The organism is Flavobacterium gillisiae (genome assembly GCF_900107635.1).
GTDB lineage: Bacteria > Bacteroidota > Bacteroidia > Flavobacteriales > Flavobacteriaceae > Flavobacterium > Flavobacterium gillisiae.
This window is the reverse complement of sequence record NZ_FNRD01000007.1, coordinates 156,123-170,774: the sequence shown is the minus strand read 5'-3', so window position 1 is coordinate 170,774 and position 14,652 is coordinate 156,123. Positions and strand designations below refer to the sequence as shown.

The 14,652-nt window shown below is 33.8% G+C and carries 18 protein-coding genes; 14 read left to right on the top strand and 4 right to left on the bottom strand.

Annotated features, from left to right (window positions below; all coding sequences use genetic code 11):
- Positions 1-5: 5 nt before the first annotated feature.
- Entirely contained in the window at positions 6-1,424 is a 1,419-nt protein-coding gene (locus BLV35_RS11225) for an amidohydrolase family protein (protein ID WP_091090086.1), read from the top strand.
- Positions 1,425-1,430: 6 nt separating this feature from the next.
- A complete protein-coding gene (gene rlmH, locus BLV35_RS11220; RefSeq protein ID WP_091089762.1) occupies positions 1,431-1,904 on the top strand; it encodes a 23S rRNA (pseudouridine(1915)-N(3))-methyltransferase RlmH in 474 nt (157 codons plus the stop codon).
- A 43-nt stretch (positions 1,905-1,947) separates the two neighbouring features.
- Here the strand turns inward: rlmH and BLV35_RS11215 are convergent, their stop codons facing one another.
- Positions 1,948-2,568 (bottom strand): hypothetical protein, encoded by a 621-nt coding sequence (locus tag BLV35_RS11215; protein WP_091089757.1) that lies wholly within the window; start codon positions 2,566-2,568, stop codon positions 1,948-1,950.
- Positions 2,569-2,660: 92 nt separating this feature from the next.
- Positions 2,661-3,485 (bottom strand): dihydropteroate synthase, encoded by an 825-nt coding sequence (gene folP, locus BLV35_RS11210; protein WP_091089753.1) that lies wholly within the window; start codon positions 3,483-3,485, stop codon positions 2,661-2,663.
- 165 nt (positions 3,486-3,650) lie between these two features.
- Between folP and BLV35_RS11205 the strand changes: the two genes are divergently transcribed.
- The 10 genes from BLV35_RS11205 (at position 3,651) to BLV35_RS11160 (ending at position 11,928) form a co-directional block, all read left to right on the top strand.
- Positions 3,651-4,193, top strand: a complete 543-nt coding sequence (locus BLV35_RS11205) for a DUF1599 domain-containing protein (protein WP_091089749.1) — start codon at positions 3,651-3,653, stop codon at positions 4,191-4,193.
- Positions 4,194-4,206: 13 nt separating this feature from the next.
- A complete protein-coding gene (locus BLV35_RS11200; protein WP_091089746.1) occupies positions 4,207-5,307 on the top strand; it encodes a BT_3928 family protein in 1,101 nt (366 codons plus the stop codon).
- An 81-nt stretch (positions 5,308-5,388) separates the two neighbouring features.
- Positions 5,389-6,465, top strand: a complete 1,077-nt coding sequence (locus tag BLV35_RS11195) for an ABC transporter permease (RefSeq protein WP_091089742.1) — start codon at positions 5,389-5,391, stop codon at positions 6,463-6,465.
- Positions 6,466-6,673: 208 nt separating this feature from the next.
- Positions 6,674-7,174 (top strand): TlpA family protein disulfide reductase, encoded by a 501-nt coding sequence (locus BLV35_RS11190; RefSeq protein WP_091089739.1) that lies wholly within the window; start codon positions 6,674-6,676, stop codon positions 7,172-7,174.
- A 50-nt stretch (positions 7,175-7,224) separates the two neighbouring features.
- On the top strand, positions 7,225-7,977 hold the full coding sequence (gene tpiA / locus BLV35_RS11185; protein ID WP_091089736.1) for a triose-phosphate isomerase: 753 nt from the start codon (positions 7,225-7,227) through the stop codon (positions 7,975-7,977).
- A 105-nt stretch (positions 7,978-8,082) separates the two neighbouring features.
- Positions 8,083-8,916 carry a 50S ribosomal protein L11 methyltransferase gene (gene prmA / locus BLV35_RS11180; RefSeq protein ID WP_091089734.1) on the top strand — a complete coding sequence of 278 codons (834 nt, stop codon included), beginning with the start codon at positions 8,083-8,085 and terminating at the stop codon, positions 8,914-8,916.
- 17 nt (positions 8,917-8,933) lie between these two features.
- Positions 8,934-9,545, top strand: a complete 612-nt coding sequence (locus BLV35_RS11175; RefSeq protein ID WP_091090082.1) for a class I SAM-dependent methyltransferase — start codon at positions 8,934-8,936, stop codon at positions 9,543-9,545.
- A 40-nt stretch (positions 9,546-9,585) separates the two neighbouring features.
- Positions 9,586-9,861, top strand: coding sequence for an ATP-dependent Clp protease adaptor ClpS (locus BLV35_RS11170; protein WP_091089731.1), 276 nt, complete (start codon positions 9,586-9,588; stop codon positions 9,859-9,861).
- Positions 9,862-9,960: 99 nt separating this feature from the next.
- Positions 9,961-11,232 (top strand): sterol desaturase family protein, encoded by a 1,272-nt coding sequence (locus BLV35_RS11165; RefSeq protein ID WP_091089727.1) that lies wholly within the window; start codon positions 9,961-9,963, stop codon positions 11,230-11,232.
- 9 nt (positions 11,233-11,241) lie between these two features.
- Positions 11,242-11,928 (top strand): lysoplasmalogenase, encoded by a 687-nt coding sequence (locus BLV35_RS11160; RefSeq protein WP_091089724.1) that lies wholly within the window; start codon positions 11,242-11,244, stop codon positions 11,926-11,928.
- Positions 11,929-11,964: 36 nt separating this feature from the next.
- Here the strand turns inward: BLV35_RS11160 and BLV35_RS11155 are convergent, their stop codons facing one another.
- Positions 11,965-12,378 carry a DUF6691 family protein gene (locus tag BLV35_RS11155; protein ID WP_091089721.1) on the bottom strand — a complete coding sequence of 138 codons (414 nt, stop codon included), beginning with the start codon at positions 12,376-12,378 and terminating at the stop codon, positions 11,965-11,967.
- A 3-nt stretch (positions 12,379-12,381) separates the two neighbouring features.
- On the bottom strand, positions 12,382-12,939 hold the full coding sequence (locus BLV35_RS11150) for a YeeE/YedE family protein (protein WP_091089718.1): 558 nt from the start codon (positions 12,937-12,939) through the stop codon (positions 12,382-12,384).
- 180 nt (positions 12,940-13,119) lie between these two features.
- Here BLV35_RS11150 and BLV35_RS11145 point away from each other — a divergent pair, with 180 nt between their 5' ends.
- Positions 13,120-13,572 carry a 2-dehydro-3-deoxyphosphooctonate aldolase gene (locus BLV35_RS11145; RefSeq protein WP_091089715.1) on the top strand — a complete coding sequence of 151 codons (453 nt, stop codon included), beginning with the start codon at positions 13,120-13,122 and terminating at the stop codon, positions 13,570-13,572.
- 167 nt (positions 13,573-13,739) lie between these two features.
- A complete protein-coding gene (kdsA, locus tag BLV35_RS11140) occupies positions 13,740-14,558 on the top strand; it encodes a 3-deoxy-8-phosphooctulonate synthase (RefSeq protein WP_091089712.1) in 819 nt (272 codons plus the stop codon).
- Positions 14,559-14,652: the final 94 nt, after the last annotated feature.

Here is a 14,652-nt window from a genome sequence, read left to right as displayed (position 1 = left end):
ATATTATGAAATTAATTTATACGCTTCTTTTTTCGGCAATGCTGAATCTAAGCTACTCACAGTCCCCTAGCCTTTACTTAGAGAAAATCAGAAATAATGAAGCTGAACTTACAGCTTTCTTTTCTCAAATGCCAAAAGGAGGAGATCTACACCACCATTTTAGTGGTTCCATTTATGCCGAACCAATGTTAGAAGACGCAATAACCGAAGACTTTTACTTGAATACTACCACTATGGAGGTCCTTAAGGAAAAACCCGCGACTGGAACATGGGAAAAATTCTCTGCCATAGCTAATCGTGGTGAACTAGGAGTTTACAAACAAAAAATAATGGAAAAATGGTCTGTAAAAGACTATAATCACGTAAGCTATCCGTCAGACAAATTGTTTTTTGAGTCTTTTGGAAAGTTCAGTCCGGCAATTGTGGGGCATTTTGGCGAAGGTTTATTGGAACTAAAAAACAGAGCAATTAAGGAAAACGTCAGTTACATCGAAACCGAGTTCTCGACTATCCCTTCTAAAATCAATACTGCTGATTTATTTGGTTTTAATACCCAATTAAGACAATTGGCAAACAACAGAAACGAAAAAGGGGTTAAATCACTTCTTGATACGCTGTACAGCACAATGTTAAAAAGGGATGCGGCAGCGGATGCTAATGATTTCAATACGAACTTTGTAGCTAAATTACATACGGATTTAAAAATTGATGATGAACGTTTTACTATGCGTTATCAAAATTTTGTATTGCGTTTTATGGAACCTGTTGATTTATTCAAAAATTTAGTGGTTGCATTTATCTCTGCAGACAGCAGTCCGTTAATGGCTGGTGTTAATATTGTTTCTCCGGAAGATGGTGAAACCTCGATGAAGGATTATTGGTTACACATGGTAATGTTCAACTATTGCCATACTAAATTTCCTGACGTAAAATACTCGATGCATGCAGGCGAACTTACCTTAGGACTGGTTCAACCTGAAGATCTAACTTCGCATATAAACGATGCGGTTTATACTGCTGGAGCCAATCGTATTGGACATGGAGTTGACATGGCGTACGAAGCAAAGTCATACGATTTGTTACGCTATATGGCAAAAAACAAGGTTGCCATCGAAATCAATCTAGTGAGTAACGAATTCATTTTGAAAGTCAAAGAAAATCGCCATCCTATCTCTTTATATAGAGCATTCAATGTGCCTATCGTAATTAGTACTGACGATGCCGGAATATTAAGGACTAATATGACCGAACAATATGTTTTATTGACGAAGAGATACAAAGACGTATCCTATGCTGATATTAAGCAGTATGTGTACAATAGTATTAATTACAGCTTTATACAGGACGAAAAGGTGAAAAAACAATTATTAAAAGATCTTGACTTGAGATTTAAAAATTTTGAAGCCAATTTCCCCTTAAAATAGATTCTAATGAATATCAAATTGATTGCCATTGGCAAAACCGATAATAAAGCATTACAATCCTTGATTGACGATTATACCAAGCGATTGTCTTTTTATATCAAGTTTGAATTAGAGGTTATTCCAGATATTAAGAATGTAAAAAACTTATCTGAAAGCCAACAAAAAGAGAAAGAAGGCGAATTAATTTTGGCAAAAATAACCCCTACCGACCAATTGATTTTATTGGACGAAAATGGAAAAAATTTTTCTAGTGTAGGTTTCTCTGAAGAATTGCAAAAGAAAATGAATTCTGGGGTAAAAACTTTAGTATTTGTTATTGGTGGCCCTTATGGTTTTTCAGATATGGTCTACGCCAAAGCACAAGGAAAGATTTCGCTTTCGTTAATGACATTCTCTCATCAAATGGTGCGTTTGTTTTTTATAGAACAACTATATCGTGGGTTTACTATTTTGAAGAATGAACCGTATCATCATCAATAAAAAGTGATCAATGTTCAGTCTTTAGTAGTCAGTATCGTGTCTTTTAATACACAAACTCCTCTCTATTCCTACTATCCAATCTCAAACTTTCAATAAAAATTTTATTTTGAATGTACATTCCGTAGCTCATGTTTTTATCAAACATAAAAATAAAATTATCAGCTAATTTTTTTGGCAATATCGTGGTACACATCTCTTTAATTTTTTCTCTTTTAATAACATTATTTTCAATTAAAATTTCATCATTTTTATCGAAATAGATAATAGTTCCAATTGGCTTCTCGATTTTATAATACACCTTCGTGAAAGGAATAAAAGCCATATTCTTCCCGATACTATCGGCATAAGCATAATAATTCTCCGCCTTTTCGTTTACATGGGCTTTTTCATTTCGCTTTTTATCTTGTAGTTTCATCACTTCCGGGATAACAAGTCTCAAAGGCAGACGCTTGTCAATATTAAAAATCCAATTGGTTGTAATGATGCTGTTTTTTCGGTTGACTTCTGCCAAAGTATCTTTGCCATTTGTTCTAAAAAATATATAAATAGGCGAATGATCTTTAACATCTGCCACCACTGTTACATTAGATTTGGGCAGTAAGATATCTTCCTTATTTCCACAGGACAGTACTAGAAAAAGAATAACTAAACTTAAATATTTCATAGGTATGTATTATTTATTTTTTATAAAGGAATATGGAATTAGCATTTCTTTATTCCTGTTTTCATAGAATTGCAGCCATGTTCGTCTCCGACTTATAGATTCATTTTATTCCAAAGCTGCACACATTCCATCGCTTCTTTTACATCGTGAACTCGGAGAATATTCGCTCCTTTAGCTAAGGCAATCGTGTTTAAAACTGTGGTTCCGTTCAAGGCTTCTTCTGCACTAATATTCAATGGTTTATATATCATTGATTTTCTGGAAATGCCAACTAATAAAGGTAATTCTAAAAGTTGAAATAATTCTGTTTTACGCATTACTTCATAGTTCTGATCTATTGTTTTAGCAAAGCCAAAACCGGGATCAATAATCAAATCGTTGATACCTAAACTCCTCGCCTTACTTATTTTTTCAGAAAAATAGAAAAGCATTTCTTTAACGATATCATCATAGTGCGTCATACTCTGCATCGTTTGCGGTGTACCGCGCATATGCATCATAATATATGGAACTTTATATTGGGCTATAACTTCAAACATCGCATCGTCTAGGTTTCCCGACGAAATGTCATTAATAATAGCCGCGCCGTTTTCGATGCAAGCTTTCGCTACTTCACTTCTAAAAGTATCGATGGAAAGTAAGGCTTCCGGAAAATGTTTCAATATTAATTGAACTGTAGGAATGATTCTGGCGAGTTCTTCTTCTTCTGAAACGAATTCTGCACTAGGTTTACTGGAATAAGCTCCAATATCAATGAAAGTAGCACCATCATTTATCATTTTGCCGACTTGAGTCAATAGTTCGCTTTCATCATTGTACTTTCCTCCATCAAAAAACGAATTGGGAGTCACATTCAAAATCCCCATTACTTTAGGAGTTGATAAGTCGATAAGTTGTCCTTTACAGTTGATTGTCATTAATTTTTTGTTTAAAGTTTTCCTTGTTTAAAGTTTTCTATTTCTAAAGATTAATGTTGTTCAAAAGTAAAACCTAACTATTCTACTAACTTTAAACCTGAAACTTTAAACCTTTTAAAATTAATCCCTATTTTTGAGGAAATTTTAGACAAATATACATCAATAATGAAGAATACTTCTCAAGAATACGATAACGTAATTGCGAATTGTCGTTCGCTATTTATCAATAAAATGACTGATTACGGTAGTGCCTGGCGCATCTTACGATTGCCTTCATTAACAGATCAAATCTTCATAAAAGCACAAAGAATACGCAGTTTACAGGAAAATGAGGTTCGAAAAGTAAACGAAGACGAAACTGGTGAATTCATCGGGATTATCAATTATTCAATAATGGCTTTAATCCAATTGGAACTTGGAGTAGCAGATCAACCTGATTTAGATGTTAAAAAAGCAACTGAATTATATGATGCTAAAGTCAAACTGACCAAAGAGTTGATGGAAAATAAAAATCATGATTATGGTGAAGCGTGGCGTGAGATGCGCGTGAGTTCGCTTACCGATCTGATTTTGCAAAAATTACTTCGTGTAAAACAAATCGAAGACAACAAAGGAAAAACAATTGTATCAGAAGGCATAGATGCTAATTATCAAGACATGATCAACTATTCCATTTTCGCTTTAATATTAATGGGTTTCGGTAAATAAAAAGAAGATAAAAATGAAAAACATAATTACTCAATTTTCTAGAATATTCGTAGGCTTACTTTTCATCATTTCAGGATTAATAAAACTCAACGACCCAGTAGGTTTCTCTTATAAATTGGCTGAATATTTTGGCGAACCTGTTTTTAACATTCCATTTTTAGTTCCGTTTGCACTGGGCTTGGCTTTATTTTTAGTCATTGTCGAAGTGGTTCTTGGTGTAATGCTGCTTATAGGATACAAATCTAAATTCACGATTGGAAGCCTGTTACTTATGATTGTGTTTTTCACATTCTTAACGTTCTATTCTGCTTATTATGACGTTGTAAAAGATTGTGGTTGTTTTGGTGATGCCTTGCATTTAACACCTTGGGAGTCTTTCACTAAGGATATTGTTTTATTATTCTTCATCCTTGTTTTATTTATTAATCAAAAATTAGTAAAACCTCTTTTTGCAAATAGCGCACAGAATATCATAGCCTATGCCAGTATCATCTTGTGTATGTTTATGGCTGTATGGGTACTTAATCATTTACCTTTAATTGACTTTCGCCCTTACAAAGTAGGAACCAATATCCAAAAAGGAATGGAAATTCCCGAAGGTGCGCCACAATCTGTTGTAGAGATGATTTTTATTTATAAAGTAAATGGAGTAGATAAAGAATTTTTGACAGATGATTTGATGAATCTTCCAGAAGGAGCCACATTTGTAGATCGAAAAGACAAAGTGATCACCGAAGGTTATGTTCCCCCTATTCATGATTTTACGATGATGAAAGACGATTCAGATTATAAAGAAGAGTTGTTAGTAGAACCTAAATTGCTAATGTTTGTCACTTATGACTTAACCATCGCTGAAGAGGGCGGTATGGAAAAACTGGAAAAATTAAATCATGAAGCTAAAACCAAAGGATACAAAGTAATTGGAATGACAAACTCTGCAGTAGAAGAAATTGAAAAAGCTAAGAAGAAATATGGTCTTACTTTTGACTTCTACACATGTGACGCCATAGCTTTAAAAACAATTGAAAGAGCTAATCCAAGTATTGTAGTTTTAGAAAAAGGAACTATTAAACAAAAAGTTCATTACAACGACATCAAAGATTTGAAATTATAAATAGACCAAAAACCTAAAGTACTAGCGCAAAAAAATGTTTTACGCTAGTACTTTAGGCATTTGACTGTAGACAAAATACCAATGCTTAAATACTTTTTAAATAAATTCGGATATGCACTGCTCACACTTTATGGAGTGATTACGGTCATTTTCTTTTTATTTAATGTTTTGCCAGGAGATCCTGCAAGAATGATGCTAGATCAAAATGAAAACTCAGAGCAACTGGCATTGATTAAAAAGAAGTATGGTTTTGACAAACCCATTGCTACCCAGTATCTATATTACCTTAATGACCTCTCACCTATTTCCTTACACAGCAAAAACGAATCAGATTACACTTATTTGAGTGAAGGTAAATACAATGCAGCACAATTATTCAGTTTTACCAATTCAAATCTTGTAATTAAGACGCCATATTTGAGAGAAAGTTTTCAGAAAAGCGGAAAGAAAGTATCAGAAATTATTGGAAACACCCTACCCAGCACAGCGATATTGGCCTTTTTTGCCATTGTAATCGCTATTGTATTTGGGATTCTATTTGGAATCATTTCGGCATTGCACAAAGACACCTGGATCGATCGTTTAATTGCGCTGGTAAGCACATTGGGAATGAGTATCCCCTCGTTTTTTAGTGCTATTTTGTTTGCCTGGTTATTTGGTTTTGTGTTGCAAAAATATACCAACCTGAACATGACGGGAAGCTTGTATGAAGTAGACGATTTTGGCGAAGGAAGCTATATCCAATGGAAAAACATTATTTTACCTGCTGTGGTTTTAGGAATTCGTCCCTTGGCGGTGGTAATTCAACTGATGCGTAACTCCTTATTGGAAACCTTTGGTCAAGATTATATCCGTACAGCAAGAGCAAAAGGACTCTCTGAACATCAAATTATCAGAAAACACGCTTTAAAAAACTCCTTAAATCCTGTCGTTACGGCAATTTCGGGATGGTTTGCCTCGATGCTTGCCGGTGCCGTTTTTGTTGAATTTATTTTTGGATGGAATGGTTTAGGTAAAGAAATAGTGGAAGCTTTGAACAATTTAGACTTGCCTGTAATCATGGGCTCAGTATTGGTGATTTCGACCACATTTGTCGTTATCAACATCCTTGTTGATATCATTTATGCCTATCTTGACCCTAAAATTAGACTATCATAGTACTTAATCTTGGAATTTTAGATGGATTTTCAGCTTAAATTAGTCATCAAATACGGGTAGAATTTATTTTAACTCCAACTATTACGATTTCATTTCTCATTTCATAACTAAAGTGTATCGTTTTGTTATTTTAAATGTGCTTATTCAATTTTTCTTAATCTTTATACCCAAATTAGATTGTTTGTTTAACTTTGTTAAAAATATAAAAATGAAAAAAATAGTTGCTTTATTAATTGCATTCCTTGCACTTTCTTGTGCTAAATCAAATACGGGTAAAACTGAGTTTTCTAAAGAAGCTTTATCAGAAACACTATTAGCAACTGATGGAAGTCAAGTTGCTTTTCAGGATATTTTAAAGAAATACGAAGGAAAAACGGTGGTTATAGAAATGTGGGCTTCTTGGTGTGGAGACTGTGTAAAAGCAATGCCAAAAATAAAAGAACTTCAAGCAAATAATCCTGACGTAGCCTACGTATTTATCTCAATGGATAAAACTGCGGATAAATGGAAAATAGGTATCGATAAACATGAACTCAAAGGGAATCATTTTATGGCTAATGACCAAATGGAAGGTGTTTTTGCAAAAGCGATTGATTTGGATTGGATTCCAAGATACATCATCATAGATAAAACTGGTAAAATTGTTTTATATCGCGCAATAGAAACTGATTTTGATAAAATTAATGAAACATTAGCGTCGTTAAAATAATAGAATTTCAAAAAAAACTAAAAACAAAGAACTAAATAAAACAAATTGAAATGAGAAAAAAGATAGTAGCAGGAAACTGGAAAATGCATAAGAATGCTGAGCAAACTGAAGATTTGTTGAATGAATTGATTGATAAAATGCCTCTTGAAACTGAAGTACAAGTAATTGTAGCTCCTACTTTCATTAATCTAGCTACAGCGGTTGATCATTTAGAGTTCATTGCCATAGATGTTGCTGCACAAAATATGCATCAAGCAGAAAGTGGTGCCTTTACAGGAGAAATATCTGCTGATATGTTGCAAAACGTTGGTGTTAATATTGTAATTCTTGGACACTCAGAACGCAGAGCCATTTTTAATGAAACGGATGCCTTAATTGCAAGCAAAGTAAATACTGCTTTAGAGCATGACATGACGGTGATTTTTTGTTTTGGTGAAGAATTAAAAGACCGTCAATCTAAAAATCATTTCAATGTAGTAGAAAATCAATTGAGAGATGGATTGTTCAGTATTCAAGCTTCAGATTGGTCAAATGTTGTTTTAGCATACGAGCCAGTATGGGCTATCGGAACAGGCGAAACTGCTTCTCCGGAACAAGCACAGGAAATGCACGAATTTATTAGAGAAACAGTACGTAAAGCATACGGAAGCGATATCGCCGAAGATGTTTCTATTCTTTATGGTGGAAGTGTAAAACCAGAAAATGCAAAAGAAATTTTCTCTAAACCAGATGTAGACGGGGGTCTTATAGGTGGTGCTGCTTTAAAAGCAGATGATTTCATGGCGATTGTGAATGCAATTTAAGCTCATTATTTAAAATACACGAAAAGCGGTAATTGATTTTACCGCTTTTTTTATTTTTATAATATTCGATAAAAAGGAAATAGTACCTTTGCAAAAAAAATAAACATGTCAAACATATATATCGGTTACCATTTTACAGTTGAACCAAAAGAATTAGGTTCAGAAATACTAATCGCTGAACTAGGAGAAACTGCTTTTGAAAGTTTTACTGAAACAGAGACTGGAATTTCTGCTTTTGTTCAAAAGGACTTATGGGACGAAACGATCTTGGAGAACATCCAAATATTACAATCTGAAGAATTTAAAATCGAATATACATTCGAAGAAATTGATCAGGTAAACTGGAATGAAGAATGGGAGAAAAACTTTGAGGCTATTGATGTAGAAGGAAATTGTCATGTACGTGCTCCTTTTCACCCAAAAACAGATGCTGAATTTGATATTCTAATTGAGCCTAAAATGAGTTTTGGAACGGGTCATCACGAGACAACACATATGATGATTCAGCACTTGTTAGATACAGAAGTTGCAGGAATGAAAACATTAGATATGGGTTGCGGTACAGCCATTTTAGCTATTCTTGCTGAAATGAAAGGCGCTCAACCAATTGATGCTATCGATATTGACAATTGGTGTTATTTAAATTCAATAGAAAATGCAGAACGCAATAATTGTGAACACATCACAGTTTATGAAGGAGATGCCTCTTTATTGAAAGGTAAAAAATATGATTTAATTATTGCCAACATCAACAGAAACATTTTGTTGAACGATATGCAAAGCTACGTAGACTGTTTAAGCCCAAAAGGAACTCTTCTATTAAGCGGTTTTTATGAACAAGATATCCCTTTTATTGATGCTTCATGCACAGAAAAAGGCTTGACTTATGTTAAAAAACTGGAAAGAAACAATTGGGTTTCACTAAAATACGTAAATTAGTAGCTAAATTTAGAACGATGGAAACCAACCGAAAAAATCATTGGGAGACCGTTTACGAAACTAAAACGCCTAATGAGGTGAGCTGGACTCAGGATAACCCTAAAACTTCTCTAGATTTTATACGAGAAACCCAGTTAGGAAAATCTGCCAAAATAATTGACGTAGGTGGTGGTGATAGTAAACTGGTCGATTACTTATTAGACGAGGGATATGAGAACATAACTGTTTTAGATATTTCGGCAAAAGCGTTAGAAAGAGCAAAAATTCGCTTAGGAGAAAAAGCAGATAAAGTACATTGGATTGTTTCGGACATCAATGATTTCAAACCTGATACCACGTATGACATTTGGCACGACCGAGCTACATTTCATTTTTTAACTAGTGATGATCAGATAAAAAATTATTTTAAAATTACTCAAAAATGGATTGGTGGTTTTTTAATTATCGGTACTTTTTCAGATAAAGGCCCTGCAAAATGTAGTGGCCTTGATATTAAACAATATACAGAAACGGCACTAGAACAAGAATTTCAGGTCGCTTTTGAAAAACTAAAATGCATTAATGAAGATCATAAAACTCCCTTTGAAACGATACAAAATTTTATATTTTGTATTTTTAAAAAACGATAAGTCAAACTATATTTTTATCTAACCCTTAAATTATTTAAAAATGAGTACAAAAGAAAAAATAAGAGAAAAAGTTAGTGTTAAAGAAGTTACTTCTAAAAATAATGAAATCATCGTTTATAATGATGACGTTAACACTTTTGACCATGTAATCGACACATTAATGCGTGTTTGTGAGCATACTCCAGAACAAGCGGAACAATGTTCCTTAATTGTACATTACAACGGGAAATGCACTGTAAAAACGGGCCCGCTTAATAAGTTGAAACCACAATGCAGTAGCTTACTGGAGGCTGGATTAAGTGCAGAAATCATCTAGACCGCGTTAGGAAAAATAATAAAATCATAATTCCTTTTTTTACAAATAATCTGAAAACATTCTATTTTATCATATATTTGAATAAAATAGAATGTTTTTATGGAAGAATATGGTAAAATATTACTGATTGCAATGCCTCTTTTCTTTGTATTGATAGTCCTAGAAAAAATTTACGGTACTTACAAAGGAGAAGATAACGTTCCTTTGATGGACAGTGTTTCCAGTATCAGTTCTGGAATTACAAATGCCGTAAAAGATGTCTTGGGTCTTAGTATTACTTTTATTTCCTATGGATGGATGGTTGATAAAATCGCTATTTTTCATTTGGAAGCCAACATTTTCACTTATCTCATAGCTTTTATCATAATTGACTTTTACGGATATTGGACGCATCGTATAGCGCATCAGGTCAATTTTTTCTGGAACAAACACGCCATTCATCATAGCAGCGAGGAGTTTAATCTGGCTTGTGCTTTAAGGCAAACCGTTTCCAGCTTTGTAAATCTGTTCACCTTTCTACTTATTCCTGCAGCTATTATAGGAGTTCCCACCACTGTGATCGTTATAACGCTTCCCATTCAATTATTTTTACAATTTTGGTATCATACCAAACATATTAAAAAAATGGGTTTTTTAGAGCACATTCTTGTTACGCCTTCACACCATAGAGTACATCACGCTATCAATCCAGAATATATAGACAAGAATCATTCTCAAATTTTTATTATTTGGGATAAATTATTCAATACTTTCCAAGAGGAATTGGAAGCTGTGCATCCTGTTTTTGGTATTACAAGACCAGCACAAACCTGGAACCCAATACGGATTAACTTTCAACATTTAAGCCTATTGATTTCGGATGCATGGCGTTCCGAGAACTGGCAAGATAAATTTACAATTTGGTTTAAACCCACCGGCTGGCGTCCAGAAAACTTCGAAGAAAAATATCCAGTAAACAAGATTACAAACGTATATTCTTTTGATAAATATGGAACTGAGGCTTCTTCAAAACTTATTTATTGGTCCATTATACAGGCATTAGTAACCTTGCTGCTTGTTAGTTACTTTTTCGGTAACATTGCCATGATAGGTTTGCCAGTTATTTTTATTTACGGATTGTTTATATTTATGACGGTATACAGTTATACTGAATTAATGGATGAAAGCCGTTTCTCTGTTTATTGGGAAACAATTCGTTTTCTATTTGGTTTGGGGATTCTTTATTATTTTGGAGATTGGTTTGGACTTAATTCTCTATTTCCATGGGGAAATTACATAATTATTGGCTACCTCCTACTTTCATTAGCAATGTCAATTTATTTTGTAGCTTTAGAATTTAAACCAAAACGCGCAACACTTTTCAATGCTTAAAAATCGACAATGAAAAACACATCATTATTAAAAAGCTACTTAGCCATAAGCATCATTTATCTTCTCATTATCCTTTTGGGTCACGAAGATATTGCCTGGTATATTAAACCTTTTCTGCTTCTATTTTTAATATTGGCGGTCTATTTTTACAGTGATTTTCCTTCGAAAAAATACTTGTTAACGGCTTTATGCTTTTCTTGGTTGGGTGACATCATCCTTTTATTTGCGGATAGAGACGAGATGTATTTCATCATAGGTTTAATCGCTTTCCTACTTTCCCATATTGCTTATATTCTATTGTTTAATAAACAAATAAAACCTAAGAACACTAAAAACAAAGCTATTTTCTGGATGGGAGCCACTGCAATTATGGCGTATCTCATCATTATGATTGCGGTGCTACTACCAAGTCTAGGTGATTTAACTATTCCAGTTTTTGTATATGCGCTGGTTATCTCAACAATGCTATTGTTTGCTTTTAAGGGTTTCCTGATATGGAAAGAGCCAGCAAATTGGTATATTTTAATAGGTGCCATTGTATTTGTAAGTTCAGACAGTATTCTAGCGTTCAATAAGTTTTACAAACCTGTGGTATTGTCTTCCTTTCTTATTATGATAACTTATCTAGTAGCGCAGTATTTGATTGTATCAGGAATTTTAAAATTAAATAAAAAAAATAGCATTCTCAATTTTTAGAAAATGCTATTTTTTTACTTCTTAAAGCTATTGCAATTAATGAGGTAATTTATCTTTCAGAACTCCGTATAAATAAGTCCCAAGCAAGGCTCCGAAAAGAACAATACCAACGCTCCAGAAACCAGCTCCTAGCAATATGAATATCGGACCTGGGCAAGATCCCACAAGCGCCCAACCAAATCCAAAAAATAATCCACCAACCCAATATCGTGTAGATCCTTGCTCTTTATCTTGGATTTCAATTGCTAATCCTTTGATGTCTTTTAAATTTTTTCTTTTTATCAACTGAATTCCAATGATTCCAGTACCAACTGCAGTCATGATGATTCCATACATATGAAACGATTGAAACTGAAACATTTCATAGATTCGATACCAAGAAACTGCCTCAGATTTTGTGAGTACAATTCCGAATACAAAACCAACCAATAAATATTTTATTACTTTCATATTTTAGAAAATTAAGGGGAATAATAAATAAGCCATAATCAATCCTCCGATAAAGAATCCTATAACGGCCTTTAATGATGGAATTTGCAAGTTGCTCAAGCCAGTAATAGCATGACCCGAAGTACAACCACCTGCGTAACGGGTTCCAAAACCGATTAAAACGCCTCCTATTAGCAAGATCAAAATAGTTTTTGGAGAACTGAAAATATCAGGTCCAAAAAGGGCGTCCGGCATTAATTTTCCGTTTGGAGCATCGATTCCCAATTGTGCCAACTGCGCAATAGTTTTTGGATTTATAGCAACATTAGAAGGATCACTCATAAACTGCACCGCTACAAAACCTCCCAGCATCGCTCCTAAAACCACAACTAAATTCCAACGTTGTGCTTTCCAGTCGAAGTCAAAAAAAGCAACACGTTTTCCTAAGCCCGCCATCGAACATAACGAACGAAGATTAGAAGACATACCAAATGTTTTTCCGAAATATATTAAGGAAAGCATGATCATGCCAATCAAAAAACCGGATACATACCACGGCCATGTTTGAAAAATAATATTCATCTTTTTAATTTAATTTTTTGCAAAAGTAGGGATTCTAACTTTTAAAGTAATCACAATTTGCGACACAATTATTTTAAGAGTTCTGTTTCCTCTATATTTGTATCTCATACGGTAATGATAGAAAAAATAATCAATACCTTATATTTAAACCTCAAATGGAACCTACAACATTTATAAAACATGAAAAAAACAGTATTTTTTATTTTTTTACTCATCACCTCCGTTTCTTGCGTAAGCACGAAATCTACTTTGCAAAACGTAGATGACAATGCTCCTATTCCTCAAGTCTCAAGGAATAATACATTTGTAATTACTGAATATAGCAAGGATGCAAAATATGGTTACAATAAGGACTATCCTATTAATATATTTTTTAGAAGTACTAAAGACGATTCTATAAATCAAGAACGTTTTCTAAATGCATTAGCCGGACCCAAAGGCGAAAAAATCACTTTCCAAAAAGTAGAAAGCTGTTGTCCGTTTCCTACGAAAAGAAGCGAAATGGGTGCTGGGTTTCTGGATGTCTATGAAATAACATGGGAGGGTCAAAAGAAACCGATTGTTCTCTATGTAAACATTTATGAAAAGGGAGCCTTAATGGTACCTATGGGTCTTAGTTTAAAAAAGTTTTAAATATAACAGCTATTGCCCTAGCCCTGATAGAAGCGATATCCTTACTGGTTTTTCTTTAAAAACAGTAAGATACAAGCGAATAGCAGGAAATAGCTTCTTAAAAAAGAAATAAAATCTAAAATTAAGTTGCAAATCATAACTATCTTTGCACTTTCAAAAAAACTATTATGAACATACAAGATATTCCTCAAATTAAACATACAGATAGCGGTAACTTTTTTTTACTTGCTGGGCCTTGCGCGATAGAAGGTGAAGAAATGGCGATGCGTATTGCTGAAAAATTAATTGGTATCACTGACAAATTACAAATTCCTTACGTTTTTAAGGGTTCGTTTAAAAAAGCGAATCGTTCAAGAATTGACAGTTTTTCAGGAATTGGTGATGAAAAAGCGTTAAAAATTCTTAGAAAAGTATCGGAAACTTTTGGAGTCCCTACCGTAACTGACATTCACACGAATGAAGATGCAGATATGGCGGCACAGTATGTAGATATACTTCAAATTCCTGCTTTTCTAGTTCGTCAAACTGATTTAGTTGTGGCTGCAGCCAATACTGGAAGAGTGGTAAACCTGAAAAAGGGACAGTTTATGAGTCCTGAAAGTATGAAACATGCTGTACAAAAGGTATTGGATTGTAACAATAATAACGTAATGGTAACTGATCGTGGAACTATGTTTGGGTACCAAGATATGATTGTTGATTTCAGAGGAATTCCTACGATGCAACAGTATGCAACTACCGTACTAGATGTAACACATTCATTACAACAGCCTAATCAAACGGCCGGTGTAACAGGAGGACGACCTGATATGATTGAAACCATTGCCAAAGCTGGAATTGCAGTAGGTGTTGATGGAATTTTCATAGAAACTCACTTTGATCCGGCTAATGCCAAAAGTGATGGAGCAAATATGTTGCATTTGGATTATTTTGAGGCCTTAATGACTAAACTTGTCGCTATTAGACAAACGGTTAATGCCTTTTAATTTTTCAAATTACCTAAAAGTAAGTAAAGTACATAGCAGTACTTTATTCAAATAAAAAATAGTACTACTGGATTTTAAAAATTCTGGAGTTATA

Bases quoted from the DNA above. Each gene is read 5' to 3' on its own strand.
- BLV35_RS11225 (WP_091090086.1), top strand. From the start codon at position 6: ATGAAATTAATTTATACGCTTCTTTTTTCGGCAATGCTGAATCTAAGC.
- rlmH (WP_091089762.1), top strand. From the start codon at position 1,431: ATGAATATCAAATTGATTGCCATTGGCAAAACCGATAATAAAGCATTA.
- BLV35_RS11215 (WP_091089757.1), bottom strand. From the start codon at position 2,568: ATGAAATATTTAAGTTTAGTTATTCTTTTTCTAGTACTGTCCTGTGGA.
- folP (WP_091089753.1), bottom strand. From the start codon at position 3,485: ATGACAATCAACTGTAAAGGACAACTTATCGACTTATCAACTCCTAAA.
- BLV35_RS11205 (WP_091089749.1), top strand. From the start codon at position 3,651: ATGAAGAATACTTCTCAAGAATACGATAACGTAATTGCGAATTGTCGT.
- BLV35_RS11200 (WP_091089746.1), top strand. From the start codon at position 4,207: ATGAAAAACATAATTACTCAATTTTCTAGAATATTCGTAGGCTTACTT.
- BLV35_RS11195 (WP_091089742.1), top strand. From the start codon at position 5,389: ATGCTTAAATACTTTTTAAATAAATTCGGATATGCACTGCTCACACTT.
- BLV35_RS11190 (WP_091089739.1), top strand. From the start codon at position 6,674: ATGAAAAAAATAGTTGCTTTATTAATTGCATTCCTTGCACTTTCTTGT.
- tpiA (WP_091089736.1), top strand. From the start codon at position 7,225: ATGAGAAAAAAGATAGTAGCAGGAAACTGGAAAATGCATAAGAATGCT.
- prmA (WP_091089734.1), top strand. From the start codon at position 8,083: ATGTCAAACATATATATCGGTTACCATTTTACAGTTGAACCAAAAGAA.
- BLV35_RS11175 (WP_091090082.1), top strand. From the start codon at position 8,934: ATGGAAACCAACCGAAAAAATCATTGGGAGACCGTTTACGAAACTAAA.
- BLV35_RS11170 (WP_091089731.1), top strand. From the start codon at position 9,586: ATGAGTACAAAAGAAAAAATAAGAGAAAAAGTTAGTGTTAAAGAAGTT.
- BLV35_RS11165 (WP_091089727.1), top strand. From the start codon at position 9,961: ATGGAAGAATATGGTAAAATATTACTGATTGCAATGCCTCTTTTCTTT.
- BLV35_RS11160 (WP_091089724.1), top strand. From the start codon at position 11,242: ATGAAAAACACATCATTATTAAAAAGCTACTTAGCCATAAGCATCATT.
- BLV35_RS11155 (WP_091089721.1), bottom strand. From the start codon at position 12,378: ATGAAAGTAATAAAATATTTATTGGTTGGTTTTGTATTCGGAATTGTA.
- BLV35_RS11150 (WP_091089718.1), bottom strand. From the start codon at position 12,939: ATGAATATTATTTTTCAAACATGGCCGTGGTATGTATCCGGTTTTTTG.
- BLV35_RS11145 (WP_091089715.1), top strand. From the start codon at position 13,120: ATGAAAAAAACAGTATTTTTTATTTTTTTACTCATCACCTCCGTTTCT.
- kdsA (WP_091089712.1), top strand. From the start codon at position 13,740: ATGAACATACAAGATATTCCTCAAATTAAACATACAGATAGCGGTAAC.